Raw genomic sequence first — 15,251 nt, 5'->3', positions numbered from 1 at the left:
AAAACAAAGGGTTAGACGCCAAATGGTCCTCGTAACATACTGATTTTAAAGAATGTTACAAAGGGAACAACTCTAATAAAAATTGGACCGGGTGCAGATTTCTATGGTTTAGATACGGCAGTAATCCGTCTATTGTATGTTAGGCGTTTTTATTAATCTAATGAAGTTTTCGTTTCACCCCGAAGCGGAAGAAGAATTTAATAAAGAGAAGTAATATGGAAACTAATGATGAAAAGACAGTTGTAATGCTATCCGGCGCCAACAGAGGAATTGGTGAGAAAATAGCAAAGAGACTGATTTCCGAGGGGTATATTTTAAGTCTTGGCGCACGTAGAATCGAGATGCTTCAAAACAAGTTCAATGCATTTGATAGGAATACGGTATTGTGTAACTGGTATGATGCCAAAGTACCTGAGTCAGCGACGAAATGGATTGATGCTACCATAGTAAAATATGGTCATATCGATGTCTTGATAAATAATGCCGGCATCTTTTGCTCAACTACAATCGAAGAGTTTGATGAAGAAATTGTGGATGAACTATGGACTGTAAACGTCAAAGGTCCATTGCGTTTGATAAGCTTGGCTTTCCCCTATTTGAAGAAAGCAGGAAGGGGCAAGGTGATTAATTTAGTTTCTTTGTCCGGAAAAAGAGTAAAAGGGCAATCGGTAGGGTATGCGATGAGTAAATTCGCGCTCACGGCACTGACACATTCAGTAAGATATTCCGGTTGGGAACATGGCATTAGAGCAACAGCAGTTTGCCCAGGATGGGTCAATACACAGATGGCCGAAGATGCCAGCCGAAGTATTATTGAGCCAAAACAAATGACGCAACCGGAAGATGTGGCTACTCTTATTTCAACACTTCTTAAGTTGCCGAATACTGCATCTATTTCGGAACTATATGTCAATTGTGTTCTGGAAAGTTCATATTAACACCTTTGATTGATAGAATATGTTCGCTTTCGGTCGCAAGAAATCCGCCCGTTTAGGGCTGGACATCGGTTCTACGGCAATCAAGCTAGTGGAGTTGTCCCAAGCGAGAGGCACCAGCTTCTCTGCAATTCACGTAGAAAACTATGCGATCGAGCCACTACCCCCGAACGCGGTTGTAGAGAAAAAGATAGCGAACGTACAGGCCGTCGGTGCAACGATCAGAAAAGCGGTCGCGCGTTCCGGAACCAAGGTCAAGCGTGCGGCTACTGCACTATCCGGATCGGCGGTCATGACTAAGGTCATTCCCATGTCGGCCACCCTGAGTGACGCGGAGATGGAGGCGCAGATCCAACTCGAGTCGGATCAATACATCCCCTACCCCATTGAAGAAGTCAACACCGACTTCGGTGTCTTGGGTCCTTCCGATTCGGGTGGTAATCTGGTCGATGTCTTGCTCGCCGCGTCGCGCCGGGAAAACGTGGACGACCGGGTTGCCGCCCTGGAGATCGGTGGCTTGAGCGCCGCTATCATCGATGTGGAGGCCTACACCATGGTATCCGCCTGCACCCTGCTGTCTGACGCAGGCATGGACCGGACGGTGGCCATCGCCGATATCGGCGCCGCCACCACGACCCTGCACGTGCTTCACGAGGGTCAAACGGTCTATACCCGGGAGCAGGGCTTCGGTGGTCACCAACTCATCGAAGAGGTCCAGCAGCATTACGGCATGGACCGCGACCAGGCACTGCAGCAAGTGATTGAGGATAACCTACCGGATAGCTATGCCACCGAGATTCTGGATCCCTTCAAGGAGGCACTAGCGCAGCAGATCAGCCGGGCACTCCAGTTCTTTTACTCCACCGGTACCTTCAACCGCGTGGACCGGATCGTCCTTGCCGGGGGCGTGGCCGGTATCCGGGGCATTGGCGCCTTGCTGGAGGAGCGCCTCGGCATTCCAACCGCCGTAGCCAACCCTTTTAGCCGCATGTCCCTGTCGTCCAAGGTCGGATCAGCGGCGTTGAATCGGGACGCGCCGGCGATGATGATCGCGGCTGGCCTGGCCCTGAGAGGGTTCGACTAGATGGTGCGCATCAACCTGTTGCCGTGGCGCGAGCTCAAAAGGCGCCGGCGCCGGCGCGAGTTCGCCGCCATTGCGGCGACCGGGCTGACGGCGACTCTGACCCTCGGTTTGGTGCTGCACCTGAATCTGGAGGGACTGATTTCCGGCCAACAGGACAGAAACCGGTTTCTGCGCAACGAGATCGGCCAACTCGATGGGCAAATCCGCGAGATTCGGGGTCTGGAAAAGACCAAGGAGCGGTTGTTGGGAAGAATGTATGTAATCCATCGACTGCAGATGAGCCGCCCGGAGATGGTCCACCTCTTCGACGAGTTGACGACCGGGACCCCCGAGGGTATCCATCTGACCAGGATCAGCCAGAGCGGACGCTCCATAGTCCTGGAAGGACGCGCCCGCTCCGACGCCCAGGTTTCCGCCTTCGTGCGCAACATCGAGGCATCCCAGTGGATCGGAAAGCCCGCATTGCTGCTTATCGAGCATAGAGACAAAACAGGTACGGGATTGAGCCGTTTTCGACTGCGTTTCGAGCAGCTTGCGGAAGCCGGAAGGGAAGCGGAAGAAACCTGAACACAACCGGCGCGAGAACCGGCAGTGGACCTCAATCAACTGACCGAGCTGGACCTGGAGCAAATCGGCGAGTGGCCAGGTCTAGCGAAGGCGATGCTGATACTTCTCCTCTGCGGGGGCATCGCCGGGGCCTGGTATGCTTTCGATACCAAGGGTCAACTCCAGCGCCTGCGGACCGCTGAGCAGGAGGAAACGAGCCTGCGCCACGAGTTCGAGTCCAAACAACAACAGGCCGCCAACCTGGGGGCCTACCGGCGGCAACTCGCGGAAATGGAGGAATCCTTTAGTACCATGCTGCGCTGGCTTCCGAACCGGGCAGGGGTCGCGGCACTGCTGGCGGACATCTCGCAAACCGGGCTCGCTGCCGGACTGGAATTCGAGTCCTTTCAGCCCGCGGACGAAACGCGCCAGGATTTTTGTGCCGAGCTCCCTATCCATATCCACGTCACCGGGCGCTTCCACGAACTCGGCCGTTTCATCAGCGGATTGGCTGCGTTACCCCGGATCGTTACCATCCACGACATCGACATCGGTGCCCGCCAGGGTGAACACGATGCATCCGGCACAGGGGTACTCCTGAATCTCAAGGCCACTGTCAAGACCTATCGGTATCTCGACGAGGAAACGGCCGAATGAGCCCCCGCGCTTACTTCGCTGTGCTGGCCTCGATGGTCCTGGTCGCTTGCGGCAACGACAATATGACCGATCTGGAGGAATATGCCCAACGGGTGAAGGGACGCAAGCCTGGTCCCATCGATCCACTACCCGCGCTCGAGCCGATCGACAGCTTTTCCTTCGAACCCAAGAACCGACGCGATCCCTTCGTACCCGAGCGCCGAAATGTGGCCGCGGTCGTCGCACCCGTCGTCCACGGCATCGGACCTGATCCGTTGCGGCGCAAAGAAGCGTTGGAACAGTTCCCCCTCGACGCCCTCACCATGGTGGGCACCCTGGCGCAGGGGGGAATCATCTGGGCCTTGATTAAGACGCCCGACCGGACTCTGTTCCATGTGGACGTCGGTAATTACATGGGCACGAACCAAGGCCGGATCACACGCATTACCGAGGATGAGATCGAGCTGACCGAGCTTGTCTCCGATGGCGGCGAATGGCATGAACGCCGGGCCACTCTCGCCTTGAGTCGCTAGTACCTGGTTTCGATCGATATTGCTAGTCCAAACACTGGAGCGGGTAGGCCAAGTGTGTGAGCCTGCAGATACTATGAACTTGCAACATCGGTCGAAACTAGGTACTAGTACAGATGCTCTCAACTACCGAATAACATCGAGCCGGTAGGCCCCTCACGGATTAGCCGCAAATCGACGCAAATGGCTTAAGAACGGTCAATGATGACGGGTCGATTGCGACCGATTCGCGTTTATTTGCGGCAAAAACAACCCCCATAGATGTACGCTGCACCACAGATGTTATCGGTACTTCGGTACTGCTGTACTGGCCTGCGGAAGACCAAGGCGCGATGAACGGTTTGTCGCTTGCCTCGATTCGGCGCCGGACCGATCATGTCTCATTATCGGAAAAGTGCCTGTACAGGTCTGCGATACTGGTACTCTTGCTGTGGCAGGTTCCGTGGACGCTGGTGATCGCCGCACCTCTATTGAAGGATGCAGAGTACGCAGCCTGGCCTGGGAATCGATCGACGGCGGATCGCCCCCGATCTCGATCCGGTGTCCCCAACGCCGGCATCGGCACCGTCCAGTCCTTTCCTCTGAAGTCGCCGCCTTCGGCCAAGCCGGGACGGAAGGACCGGAGCCGCCGAGATGGCAGATACACGGGGGATCGCATCTCCCTGAACTTTCAGGACATCGAGGTACGTGCGGTGCTCCAGCTCCTGGCGGACTTCACCGAGCTCAACCTGGTTGCCAGCGACACGGTGACCGGTAATATTACCCTGCGGCTAAAAAACGTCCCTTGGGATCAGGCCCTGGACATCATCCTCAAAGCCAAGGGACTCTCCATGCGGCGCATGGATAATGTCATCATGGTGGCCCCTACCCTGGAGATCGTCCGGCAGGAAGAGGCAGAGCTTTTGGCCAACCAGAAGATCGCAACCCTGGCGCCGCTGCACTCCGAGTTCATCCAGATCAACTACGCCAAAGCGGACGAGCTGACGGCGCTCTTAAAATCGAAGGAGAACCAGTTGCTCTCCGAGCGCGGCAAAGTCACCTTCGACGAGCGCACCAATACCCTCCTGGTGCAGGATACCCAGGCCAAGTTGGAGGACATCCGACACATCGTCCAAAGACTGGACGTGCCGGTGCGCCAGGTTATGATCGAGTCACGTGTGGTCGTCGCCAACAACGATTTCGCGCGGGATCTGGGGGTGCGTTTCGGGTTCAGCCGGTGGCAGGAAAATGTCAACACAGGTAACTTCAATGAGATCACAGGCGCCGTCGAGGGCCATATCCAGGATACCGCCAATGTCCATCAAGTGCGGGATCCCGCCCTTGCCGGTGTCGGCACGATCCAAATCCCTAACAGTACCGTCCCCCTCATAGTCAATCTCCCCGTTGCCAACCCTACCAGTGGGGCCAACTTTCTCCTCGGCAAGATTGGATCTTATCTGCTCCAGCTCGAACTCACCGCCATGCAACGAGAAGGGCGTGGGGAAATCATCTCCAGCCCGCGGGTGATTACTTCCGACAACCAGGAGGCGACCATCAAGGTTGGGCAAGAGATTCCCTATCAGGAACACCAGGAACTGGGCAGGACCACCGTGGCCTTCAAAGAGGCCGTGCTCGAGCTCAAGGTCACCCCCCAGATTACTCCCGACGACCGGGTCATCATCGGCCTCAAGGTCAAAAAGGACAGTGCGGACTTCACCCGCGAGGTTCAGGGCGTACCGCCGATCGATACGCGCTCGGTAGAGACGAACGTGCTGGTGGACAACGGCGAGACGCTGGTGCTCGGCGGGGTATTCGAGCGCACCAAGGAGTTCAGCAAGAAGCAGGTACCCTGGTTCGGCGACCTGCCCTTGCTCGGCCACCTCTTTAAAGCCACCACCCGCAGAGACAACAACAACGAGCTCTTGATCTTCGTTACCCCCAAGATCCTGAAAGCGAGCGACGCCGAACCCTGAGAACTCACTGCAAACATGCGGGATAATAACCCCACGCTGGCCTCGTCCGCTGCACGCGCGAGACGATGATACAGCCACCGGTTCCTGATCGGTCCCATCCGCGTCCTCCATAGCGCGGTGATGGCACAACCAATTAGTCTCGTGCCGATCTTGCCCGCGACGACAAAATCTGGCATACCTTTAGTACATGATGCGGTTCAAAAATATCTTTCTCGTAGGTCCCATGGGGGCGGGTAAAAGCACCGTGGGACGCCAACTGGCTGCGGCCCTGTCTTTCGAGTTCAAGGACAGCGACCAGGAAATACAGCGCCGTACCGGCGTCGATATTCCGACCATCTTCGAATACGAGGGTGAGGAAGGATTCCGACAACGGGAGCGGCAAGTGATCGAGGAGCTGAGCGGGCAAAGCGGCATCGTAATGGCCACCGGCGGCGGTACCGTACTCAGGTCGGACAATCGCCGGGATTTGACATCCCGAGGCGTTGTGGTCTACCTGCATTGCAGCCCTGAGCAACAATATGCGCGTACCGCCCGCGACCGCAACCGACCGTTGCTGCAGACCGAAGAGCCCTTGGCACGCCTGCGTCAGCTCACGGAGGAACGCGACCCCCTGTACCGACAGGTCGCCGACATCGTGGTTTCCACCGAACGCCGGGGTACCCCATCGGTGGTCAAGGAAATCCGCCGTCGCCTCGAATCCGACACCCCGTAAGCCGGATCGAGCACGTGTTCAGAACCCTCGAAGTCGACCTGGGTCCGCGCAACTACCCCATCCACATCGGCCCTGGGCTGATCGACGAGCCGGCAATCCTCGGAGCCCGGATCGTCGGACACCAGGTCATGGTCGTCACCAACGAGACCATCGCCCCCCACTATCTGGACCGGATAGAGCGTGCCCTCGGCACCTATCGGATCGCGCGGGTCGTACTCCCGGACGGCGAAGCATACAAAACGCTGGAAACCTGGGGCCACATCATGGACGGCCTCCTGGACCACCGCTTCGCGCGCGACTGCACCTTGATCGCGCTCGGGGGTGGCGTGATCGGCGACATCGCCGGTTTCGCAGCAGCCTGCTACCAACGGGGGGTCGCCTTCATCCAGGTACCCACCAGCCTCCTCGCCCAGGTCGACTCCTCCGTCGGCGGCAAGACCGGCGTCAACCACGCCCAGGGCAAGAACATGATCGGCGCCTTCCACCAACCCCGCGCCGTGATCGCGGACACGGACACCTTGGACACCCTACCGGACTCCGAGCTAGCGGCAGGGATCGCCGAGGTGATCAAATACGGCCTGATTCGGGACCCGGCGTTCTTCGCCTGGCTCGAGGCAAACATCGAGCAGCTGCGTGCCCGGGATCCGGATGCGCTCGCCTATGCGATCGAGCGCTCCTGCCGCAACAAAGCGGAGGTGGTTGCCGCCGACGAGTTGGAGGCAGGCGAGCGGGCCTTGCTGAATCTGGGCCACACCTTCGGACATGCTATCGAGACGGGCGCCGGCTATGGTACCTGGCTGCACGGCGAAGCAGTCGGAGCCGGCATGTGCATGGCCGCCGATCTCTCCGCCCGCCTCGGCTGGCTTGATGACAACTCCGTCCAGCGCATTCGGTCACTGATCGCCGCAGTCGGGCTCCCCACCACCCCCCCCGCGAATATCAGCTCAGCGCGCTTGCGCGAGCTGATGGCCATGGACAAAAAGGTCATGGACAACCGACTACGCCTGGTACTCCTGCAAGGCATCGGTAAAGCCCTGGTCACCGCCGATTTCGATCATGTAAAGCTCGACGAGACACTGACCGAAGCAGCAGACCTACGTGCCGCGGAATCGCCTGAACCGCAGAGACACTGAGGACGCAGAGAAAGCGATAATAAAGCGTGTTTCTGCGATCAATGCGCAGCGAGCAATCCTTAATTCAATGCCATTAAATCAAGTTCGGATGATGGGCACCGGCCGTCCCTGGCCCTTTGCCCATCCTACGAGCTGGCAGGTCAAGAACCCCGCAACCGGCCGTCTCGAACGCCTCCCTGCCGAGACCTTTGGCCCCATCCCCGGCCTGGACCCGTAGGGTGGGCTGTGCCCACCAACCCACCCGGATGAGGCCACGGGACAGTTTGAACCCCAAAGACGCATATTGAGCATAGGAAAATATGGATAGGTTGAACAAGGCGTAGGATGCGGTGAGCGCAGGAAATCTTTCAGGATGGCACTGCCGGGTGGCGCGAACCGCATCAATGGTGTGGTGAGCGTACCGAACCATCTTGCACAGCGAACCGCATCTCTGGATGGCCCGCCTGCCTGTGCGTCCCGCACGCAGACAGGTGCCCAACATTTTTGTCATCCCGAGCGCAGCGAGGGATCTTGTTGGACATGCCGCCTGCCTGCCGGGAGGTACCCATCATTGATGGGCACGCTGCGCTCTGTGCATCCGATCAAGCAGTCGTGACCCTACCGAATTAAGTGGCATGTATAGCAAGGCCAAGGGCTACACCAACGATTTCGACGCCATGCCCGACGAAGTACAATTGGCTTTGTTCGATATGATTTTCAACCTTGGCCAAACCAAATTACGCACGATTTTTACCGAGTTCAACAAAGCCATCAAACACGAAAAGTGGGATGAAGCGGCCAAACAATCCAACCGTCCAGACGTTAATGCTGCGCGAAACACTTAGAGGCCGTCTAAAAAGACATAAGTTAATAGAAAATCACCCAACGGTCATTTTATAGGGTGTCTGGTTATTACAAATCTGGCGGAGAAGCAAGCGACCCGATGCGAGATAAACCTGAGCTTCACTCGAAGTTGGCTTGCGTTCGTAATCTTTACTTAACCGACGTGATCGAACCAGCCAAGCAAAGGTTCTTTCAACCACCCATCGACGAGGCAACACCTGGAAACCGCGAAGCCCGGTTTGTTTTCTAACGACCTCGATCAGGCATCCGAATTGGAGCCAGAGCCAATCAGAAAGCGCCGGGCCAGAATAACCGCCATCGGCCCAGATTTTTGTGATGGTATGAAGGAATGAGAACATATCCGTTATGAGCTGACGAGCCGCTTTCCCATCGAATACATGGGCTGCGCACACCCGAACAATCATCAGACAACTCATTGTATCGACAAGGATATTTCTTTTTCTTCCGTTAACGAGCTTGCCTCCATCGAACCCTGATTCCAGATAGGATTCTGGAGTTCCCTTGACGCTTTGACTATCAATGATGGCCGCCGTTGGGTCTGGATTTCGGCTTTTTTTTCACGTCAATGCTCACGTAGCGTGGTATTGACTTTTTCCAGCGTTCGATTGTCCGTCCATTTGTTGTAATAATCGTTAACGAGCTGGTAAGGAGGAAAGTCTGTTGGCAGATAGCGCCATGGACAACCGGTTTTATTCAGATAAAAAATCGCATTCAGGATTTCGCGGAGATCGGTCGGTCGTGGCCGTCCAGTGGTATAGGGTTCGAGTTCCTCAAAGATGGACTGGAGGATTTCCCATTCTTCATCAATGAGGTCGCTCGGGTATCTGACACGGAGATTGAGTCTTTTCAGAAGTCATATTGGAATCCGAAAGAGAAGTGCTCATATCGTATTATACTCCAGAAAATCCAAATTTTTATTCAGTAAAATCAATGTGTTAGTTTTTAGACAGCCTCTTAGTTTATTGCTGCTTTCTAAGCCTAGTTTTTCGGCTGAGGCTAAAGTGGTATGGCGTAACGGATAAAATGAAGGCGATTAGTTTGATGCCTCAGTTAGTCTTCATCTCTCTCAGGCATAAAAGAAAGGGACCCCCATCTTTTTGAATAATTATTAATGTATTAGATGAATAATTTGGATCGAGGGATATTGTTGAAAAACCGGCTTGGACACATAACGTAAAAGAATATGAAGCTATGCAAGTTCTAGAATATAAACTTCAAGTTCGTTTTAAGGACGATAGTGGTTAAGGTTTAAATGGAAACATAGCCAATAGCAGTGTGCTGGGTACGCCACGAGCTGCACCCCCTCTCCCTCTAGAAGAGGGTCGGGGAGAGGGGATCAAACAAGAAGTGGGGAGTGGTTAATGAACCGCTCTACTACCTAGCTTCAGTCTATCTTTCTGGTACGGGATTGACAGGCACAATGAGGTGCCCACAGGGCTGGCCGCATCGTACAGGAAAAATAGACCGAAACTGGGTACTACGCTAACCACTTAAAAATTTGCTACTACCCGATTAGGCAAAAAATAGCTCCCACTCCGGGACCACTCGGCGGAGATCAGGGCGTACGTGCCACTGCCCAGACGTCCACACGCTTGACGCCGGCCTTCAGCAGCACCCTGGTCAGCTCCGAGACAGTGCTCCCGGTGGTGACCACGTCGTCCAGAATCGCTACCCGTTCGACGCCCGGCGGGTGCAGGATACGGAATGCCCCACGGACATTAGGCTGCCGCTCCTTCCGCGCCAATCCGGCCTGGGGTGGCGTAGCCGAGACCCGCACGCAGCTATGGACATCCACCGGGATCGAAAACACGCGACCCAGGGTGCGGGCAAGCTCGAGGGCCTGGTTGTAACCCCGCTCACGCAATCGCTTCGCGTGTAACGGCACCGGCACAATCAGCTCCGGCAGCTCGGCGCCACACTCGCCCAGAGCATTCGCCAGACATTGCCCAAGCAGCCGGGCCAGATTCAGACGAGCCCGGAACTTGGCCCCACCCACCAGGATAGGCAGGGGCCCCTCGTAACGGAAGGCGGCGTGACAGACGGCGTAGGGCGGCAAGCGGCGTTGACACTCACCACACAGAGCGCCCAACGGCCGCTCGGCGGGCAAGGGCAGCGCGCAACGGCGGCAGCAATCCCGGTTTCTGGGCAGATCCACCAGACACGGGGCGCACAGATCCAGCTCACCCTCTCCCTGGGCGCCGCAGAGCACACAGGTCGGTGGATAGAGTCCCCTCAGGAGCCGTTCCCTGGTTTTCCAGAACCCGGGGTGAGTCAATCGAAGCCCCAGTCACAACTCGGCCGGTCACAACTCGGAGGGCAATGTGGTTGTCGGCGTATACTCACGGGGCTATCAGTAACTTCACGACCTCTCCGGCACACAAGAATGGCCTCATCTTCGACTCTATTCAATCATCCGGGACCTGATAGCCATGAAACTCAACTCCTACCCAGATACGGACTCCCTATATATCGACCTGTCTCACCGCACCGGCGTGGAAAGCCGTCTCTGGCTCTCACGCTCCAGAGAGTGTGAAAGTATTCGCTTTTTCTGATGTTGGTGGGATGAAATTTTCGCATTTCACGCTAAATTCTGCGCAAAGTGGGTATAGGAGCAAGATATGCTGCCTAATTTTGGGAAATTGTGTCCCCCTGTCCCTCCCACTCTGAAATTCGGTAATACTTTCACAGTCTCTCCAGCGTGGGAACGAGCGCGAAGCTGCATTGGCCGCGGTGATTGGCGCGCCGTCACCCGACACCGGATGGCCGGCGTGTCGGGTGGCGGCCATCCCTGGCCTTACCCGACCTACGGGCTACGGGCTTGCCGGCCGGTGCCTGCACTCCCCGCGCGAACCGCCTCGATTAGAGCGAAGGCGCCGAGGTGACGGACCTTTGCTCAACCTAATCGCACCGCAAAAACCTGCGTAATCTGCGATATCAAGGATAGAGATTCAGGTTAAGATGCTTTAGGTTTCATTTCGGTCATGCACGCGCAACGGCGGAGTCTATCGATGCACAACAGCTTTCAGGCTAGGTCCCGGCTCAAGGTTGGGGAGAAGGATTACGAGATCTTTCGTCTCGATGCGGTAGCGGGGAGCGAACGCCTCCCTTACTCCATGAAGATTCTGCTCGAGAACCTATTGCGCAACGAGGACGGCGTAACCGTCCGGCGCGAGGATATCGAGGCCCTGGCGAGCTGGGACCCCCAGGCCGAGCCCTCCCACGAGATCCAGTATCGTCCGGCCCGGGTACTGATGCAGGATTTTACCGGCGTGCCGGCGGTGGTCGATCTCGCCGCCATGCGCGACGCCATGCAGGCACTCGGTGGAAATCCCAAGCGGATCAACCCCCTGCAGCCCGCCGAGCTGGTCATCGACCACTCGGTGCAGGTGGACTACTTCGGTTCGGACGACGCCTTTGCCAAGAATGCCGAGCTCGAGTTCCAACGCAATCAGGAGCGTTACCAGTTCCTGAAATGGGGGCAGAAGGCCCTGGACGGCTTCAAGGTGGTGCCCCCGGATACCGGTATCGTGCATCAGGTCAATGTGGAGTATCTGGCGCGGGTGGTGTTTCCGAAATCCGTCGCCGGCACCACCCAGGCCTACTTCGATACCTGCGTAGGCACCGACTCCCACACTACCATGGTCAATGGGATCGGCGTGCTCGGTTGGGGCGTGGGGGGCATCGAGGCGGAGGCCTCCATGCTGGGTCAGCCGGTCTCCATGCTGGTCCCCAAGGTGGTGGGCTGCAAGCTCACCGGGGAGCTCAAGGAAGGCGTGACCGCGACCGATCTGGTCCTGACCATCGTCGATCTGCTGCGCCGCCACGGGGTGGTGGGCAAGTTCGTGGAATTCTACGGCCCCGCCATCGGTTCCCTCCCCATGGGCGAGCGTGCGACTATCGCCAATATGGGCCCCGAGTACGGCGCGACCTGCGGGCTCTTCCCTATCGACCGGGAAACCCTGGACTACCTGCGCCTCACCGGGCGCAGCGAGGAACAGGTGGCCTTGGTGGAGGCCTATGCCAAAGCCCAGGGGGTGTTGCATACGGCCGACGCCCCCGCGGCGGACTATTCCGAGACCCTGGCACTGGATCTGGGCACCGTGGTGCCCTCCCTGGCCGGTCCCAAACGCCCCCAGGACCGGGTGCCGCTCACCGATCTGGCGACGCATTTTCCCGCGGCCCTGGCCGATCTCAAGCAGGAGCGCAATATCCCTGATCAGGGACCGGCCAAGGCGGTGGTCAAGGGTCAGGCGGTGGCGCTCTCCGACGGCTCCATCGTGGTCGCCGCCATCACCTCCTGCACCAATACCTCTAACCCGTCGGTCATGCTCGCTGCCGGTCTGGTGGCAAAGCAGGCGGCCGCGCGTGGTCTCAAGGCCGCACCCTGGGTCAAGACCTCGTTGGGCCCCGGCTCTCTGGCCGTGACCCGCTACTTGGAACGCGCCGGGCTGATCGAACCTCTGAAGCAACTCGGCTTCCACAACGTAGGCTACGGCTGCACCGTCTGTATCGGTAACACGGGTCCCCTGCCCGAGCCGGTCTCCAAGGCGATTGCCGAGAAGGACCTGTGCGCGGTGTCCATCCTGTCGGGAAACCGCAACTTCGAGGGTCGGGTCCATGCCGAGGTGCGCATGAACTACCTGGCCTCCCCGCCGCTGGTGGTGGCCTATGCCATCGCCGGGCGCATCGACATCGACCCCTACCGGCAACCGCTGGCCGAGGACCGGGACGGAAACCCTGTCTATCTCAAAGACCTCTGGCCGACCCAAGACGAGATCAGGCAGGCCATCGCCGACCATGTCACGGCGGACGAGTTCAAGGCCGCTTACGCGGATGTCTTCGCCGGGGACGAACGCTGGCAATCCCTGGAGGCCGCCACCGGCCAGACCTACGATTGGCCCGACTCCACCTACATCCGGAAACCGCCCTATTTCGATGGGATGGGCCTCACCGTGGGAGAAGTACCCGACATCCGGGGGGGCCGGTGTCTGGCTTTTTTAGGGGATTCCATCACGACCGACCACATCTCCCCGGCCGGCGCCATCAAGCCTGATTCACCCGCCGGTAAGTATCTGCTCGACCAGGGTGTAGCGCCGCAAGATTTCAACAGCCTGGGCAGCCGCCGCGGCAACCACCAGGTCATGATGCGCGGCACCTTCGCCAATATCCGCCTGCGCAACCTGATGGCCCCGGGCACCGAGGGCGGCGTTACCCTGTACCAGCCGAGCGGCGAGCAGCTGTCCATCTATGACGCGGCCATGCGTTACCAGGCCGAGGGCGTGCCCGCCATCGTGATCGCTGGCAAGGAGTACGGCTCCGGGTCCTCCCGCGACTGGGCGGCCAAGGGGCCGCGGCTGTTGGGGGTGAAGGCCGTCATCGCCGAGAGCTACGAGCGCATCCACCGTACCAACCTGGTGTGCATGGGGGTGCTGCCGCTCCAGTTCATGGCCGGAGAGAACGCGGCCTCCCTCGGACTCACGGGGTACGAAATCTTCGACATCGAAGGATTGGACGGCGGTAACGCCAAAACGGTCAGCATACGGGCCATCGCAGCCGAGGGCGGCGAGAAGATCTTCCACGCGATCGTGCGTATCGATACCCCGAACGAGGTAGACTACTACCGCAATGGCGGCATCTTGCACTATGTCCTGCGTAAGCTCGCTGCGTAGGTCGGGTTAGGCGCGTCTTTCGATGATGAGGGATGCCAACACCATTGAACGCGCCGTAACCCGACGTTCAATCGTGCGTGCCTGCTTGATCCATAGAGACGTAGGGTGCGGTAAGCGTCAGGGATGACCGAACCGCATCGTCGAATGGCCCGTGCCCGACAGAGGCTTTGCCCAATACTCGGTGTTCCGTGTCGGACACCTCGCCAGCCTGCCGGGTGGTGCCCACTTGCCGACAGGATGTCGGCGCTCCCGGCGGCGAACCACATGATACGGTGAGCCTGCCTGCACGTTCCGCACGCAGACAGTGCCCGACATGCGGTGTTCAGCCTATCCGGTGGGCGCAGCCCACCCTACGGGCTGCGGAGCAGTCCAGGCCGGATTGAGCATGGGAAAAGGCATCTTTTTATCCACAGATTGCGCAGATTTTCACAGATTATTTCATTCTTCATCTGCGGAAATCGGCGTAATCTGCGGATCAAATAAGGGATGTCAGGTCCCGTGTGATTATATACCGCCCAGGAGTTTGGTAACCCTCTTCCTGAACCAAAAGGGCACCGCTTGATGTACGCATAATAGGGTAAAGACAGGTATTTCACGGGATAGAAAGGACATCCATCTTGTTTGACCTGATCTTCCCCCTAAGCTAGCATTTCCCTCAGCCCGATATTCTCAGCCAGGAGTCTTGCTATGACCGCTCCCCGCTCCGCTCTCGTCTCCCTTGAAGACACCCCTTGGTATCACTGTGTATGCCGCTGTGTGCGTCGTGCCTTCTTGTGTGGCGAGGATCATGCCTCGGGCATGAATTTCGACCACCGCCGCGGCTGGATTGTCGAGCGTATTCAGCAGCTTGCTGGCTTATTCGCCATTGATGTAGCTGCCTACGCGGTGATGAGTAACCACTACCACATCGTGGTGCGTATCGACCGAGAACGGGCCTTGGGGTGGTCGGTAGAAGAGGTGCTGAGGCGCTGGACGGGGCTCTTTACCGGCCCCTTGTTGGTGACGCGTTATCTCTCGGCGTCGCGGGCGGGGATGACCCGGGCGGAGATTGCCAAGGTCGAAGAACTTGCCGCGGTCTATCGGGCTCGGCTGCACGATTTGTCCTGGTTCATGCGCACCCTCAACGAGCATATTGCCCGCCGGGCCAATGCGGAGGATGGGGTGAAGGGGCGTTTTTGGGAGGGCCGCTTCAAAAGCCAAGCACTGCTCGA

14 protein-coding genes and 1 pseudogene are annotated in these 15,251 nt (G+C 57.8%); 12 read left to right on the top strand and 3 right to left on the bottom strand.

Annotated features, from left to right (window positions below; genetic code table 11):
• Positions 1-215 precede the first annotated feature (215 nt).
• From BQ17_RS10595 to BQ17_RS10550, 10 genes and pseudogenes are all read left to right on the top strand, one after another.
• The gene (locus BQ17_RS10595; protein WP_089726873.1) at positions 216-938 is read left to right on the top strand and encodes an SDR family NAD(P)-dependent oxidoreductase; all 723 of its coding nucleotides are present in this window, start codon (positions 216-218) and stop codon (positions 936-938) included.
• A 19-nt stretch (positions 939-957) separates the two neighbouring features.
• Positions 958-2,019, top strand: coding sequence for a pilus assembly protein PilM (locus BQ17_RS10590; protein WP_089726871.1), 1,062 nt, complete (start codon positions 958-960; stop codon positions 2,017-2,019).
• Positions 2,020-2,586 (top strand): PilN domain-containing protein, encoded by a 567-nt coding sequence (locus BQ17_RS10585; RefSeq protein WP_089726869.1) that lies wholly within the window; start codon positions 2,020-2,022, stop codon positions 2,584-2,586.
• A 24-nt stretch (positions 2,587-2,610) separates the two neighbouring features.
• The gene (locus BQ17_RS10580) at positions 2,611-3,222 is read left to right on the top strand and encodes a type IV pilus inner membrane component PilO (RefSeq protein WP_089726867.1); all 612 of its coding nucleotides are present in this window, start codon (positions 2,611-2,613) and stop codon (positions 3,220-3,222) included.
• Positions 3,219-3,734 carry a pilus assembly protein PilP gene (locus BQ17_RS10575; RefSeq protein WP_089726864.1) on the top strand — a complete coding sequence of 172 codons (516 nt, stop codon included), beginning with the start codon at positions 3,219-3,221 and terminating at the stop codon, positions 3,732-3,734. The genes BQ17_RS10580 and BQ17_RS10575 overlap by 4 nt, the downstream gene beginning before the upstream one ends.
• Positions 3,735-4,336: 602 nt before the next feature.
• Positions 4,337-5,683 (top strand): annotated as a pseudogene (locus tag BQ17_RS10570) (type IV pilus secretin PilQ); the annotation flags it as partial.
• Positions 5,684-5,870: 187 nt separating this feature from the next.
• Positions 5,871-6,395, top strand: coding sequence for a shikimate kinase AroK (gene aroK, locus BQ17_RS10565; RefSeq protein ID WP_089726860.1), 525 nt, complete (start codon positions 5,871-5,873; stop codon positions 6,393-6,395).
• Positions 6,396-6,409: 14 nt separating this feature from the next.
• Complete coding sequence (gene aroB, locus BQ17_RS10560; protein ID WP_089726858.1) at positions 6,410-7,528, top strand: 3-dehydroquinate synthase; 1,119 nt, start codon at positions 6,410-6,412, stop codon at positions 7,526-7,528.
• Positions 7,529-7,595: 67 nt separating this feature from the next.
• A complete protein-coding gene (locus tag BQ17_RS21805; RefSeq protein WP_165742218.1) occupies positions 7,596-7,745 on the top strand; it encodes a hypothetical protein in 150 nt (49 codons plus the stop codon).
• A 397-nt stretch (positions 7,746-8,142) separates the two neighbouring features.
• On the top strand, positions 8,143-8,352 hold the full coding sequence (locus BQ17_RS10550; protein ID WP_089726854.1) for a lysozyme family protein: 210 nt from the start codon (positions 8,143-8,145) through the stop codon (positions 8,350-8,352).
• A gap of 33 nt (positions 8,353-8,385) precedes the next feature.
• Here BQ17_RS10550 and BQ17_RS23380 read toward each other — a convergent pair whose 3' ends face one another.
• From BQ17_RS23380 to BQ17_RS10535, 3 genes are all read right to left on the bottom strand, one after another.
• On the bottom strand, positions 8,386-8,853 hold the full coding sequence (locus tag BQ17_RS23380) for a transposase (RefSeq protein WP_256091547.1): 468 nt from the start codon (positions 8,851-8,853) through the stop codon (positions 8,386-8,388).
• Between the two features lie 80 nt (positions 8,854-8,933).
• Positions 8,934-9,149 (bottom strand): transposase, encoded by a 216-nt coding sequence (locus tag BQ17_RS23375; protein ID WP_256091546.1) that lies wholly within the window; start codon positions 9,147-9,149, stop codon positions 8,934-8,936.
• Between the two features lie 777 nt (positions 9,150-9,926).
• The gene (locus BQ17_RS10535; RefSeq protein ID WP_176722385.1) at positions 9,927-10,646 is read right to left on the bottom strand and encodes a ComF family protein; all 720 of its coding nucleotides are present in this window, start codon (positions 10,644-10,646) and stop codon (positions 9,927-9,929) included.
• A gap of 733 nt (positions 10,647-11,379) precedes the next feature.
• Between BQ17_RS10535 and acnA the strand changes: the two genes are divergently transcribed.
• Complete coding sequence (gene acnA, locus BQ17_RS10530; RefSeq protein ID WP_089726851.1) at positions 11,380-14,040, top strand: aconitate hydratase AcnA; 2,661 nt, start codon at positions 11,380-11,382, stop codon at positions 14,038-14,040.
• A gap of 687 nt (positions 14,041-14,727) precedes the next feature.
• On the top strand, positions 14,728-15,251 hold a 524-nt coding region (locus tag BQ17_RS10525), incomplete at its 3' end, for a transposase (RefSeq protein ID WP_500784421.1).

Origin of the sequence: Candidatus Thiosymbion oneisti, from assembly GCF_900092655.1 — a bacterium.
Classification (GTDB): domain Bacteria; phylum Pseudomonadota; class Gammaproteobacteria; order Chromatiales; family Chromatiaceae; genus Thiosymbion; species Thiosymbion oneisti.
The sequence above is the reverse complement of the archived record's forward strand: the minus strand, read 5'-3'. Positions and strand labels throughout refer to the sequence as shown.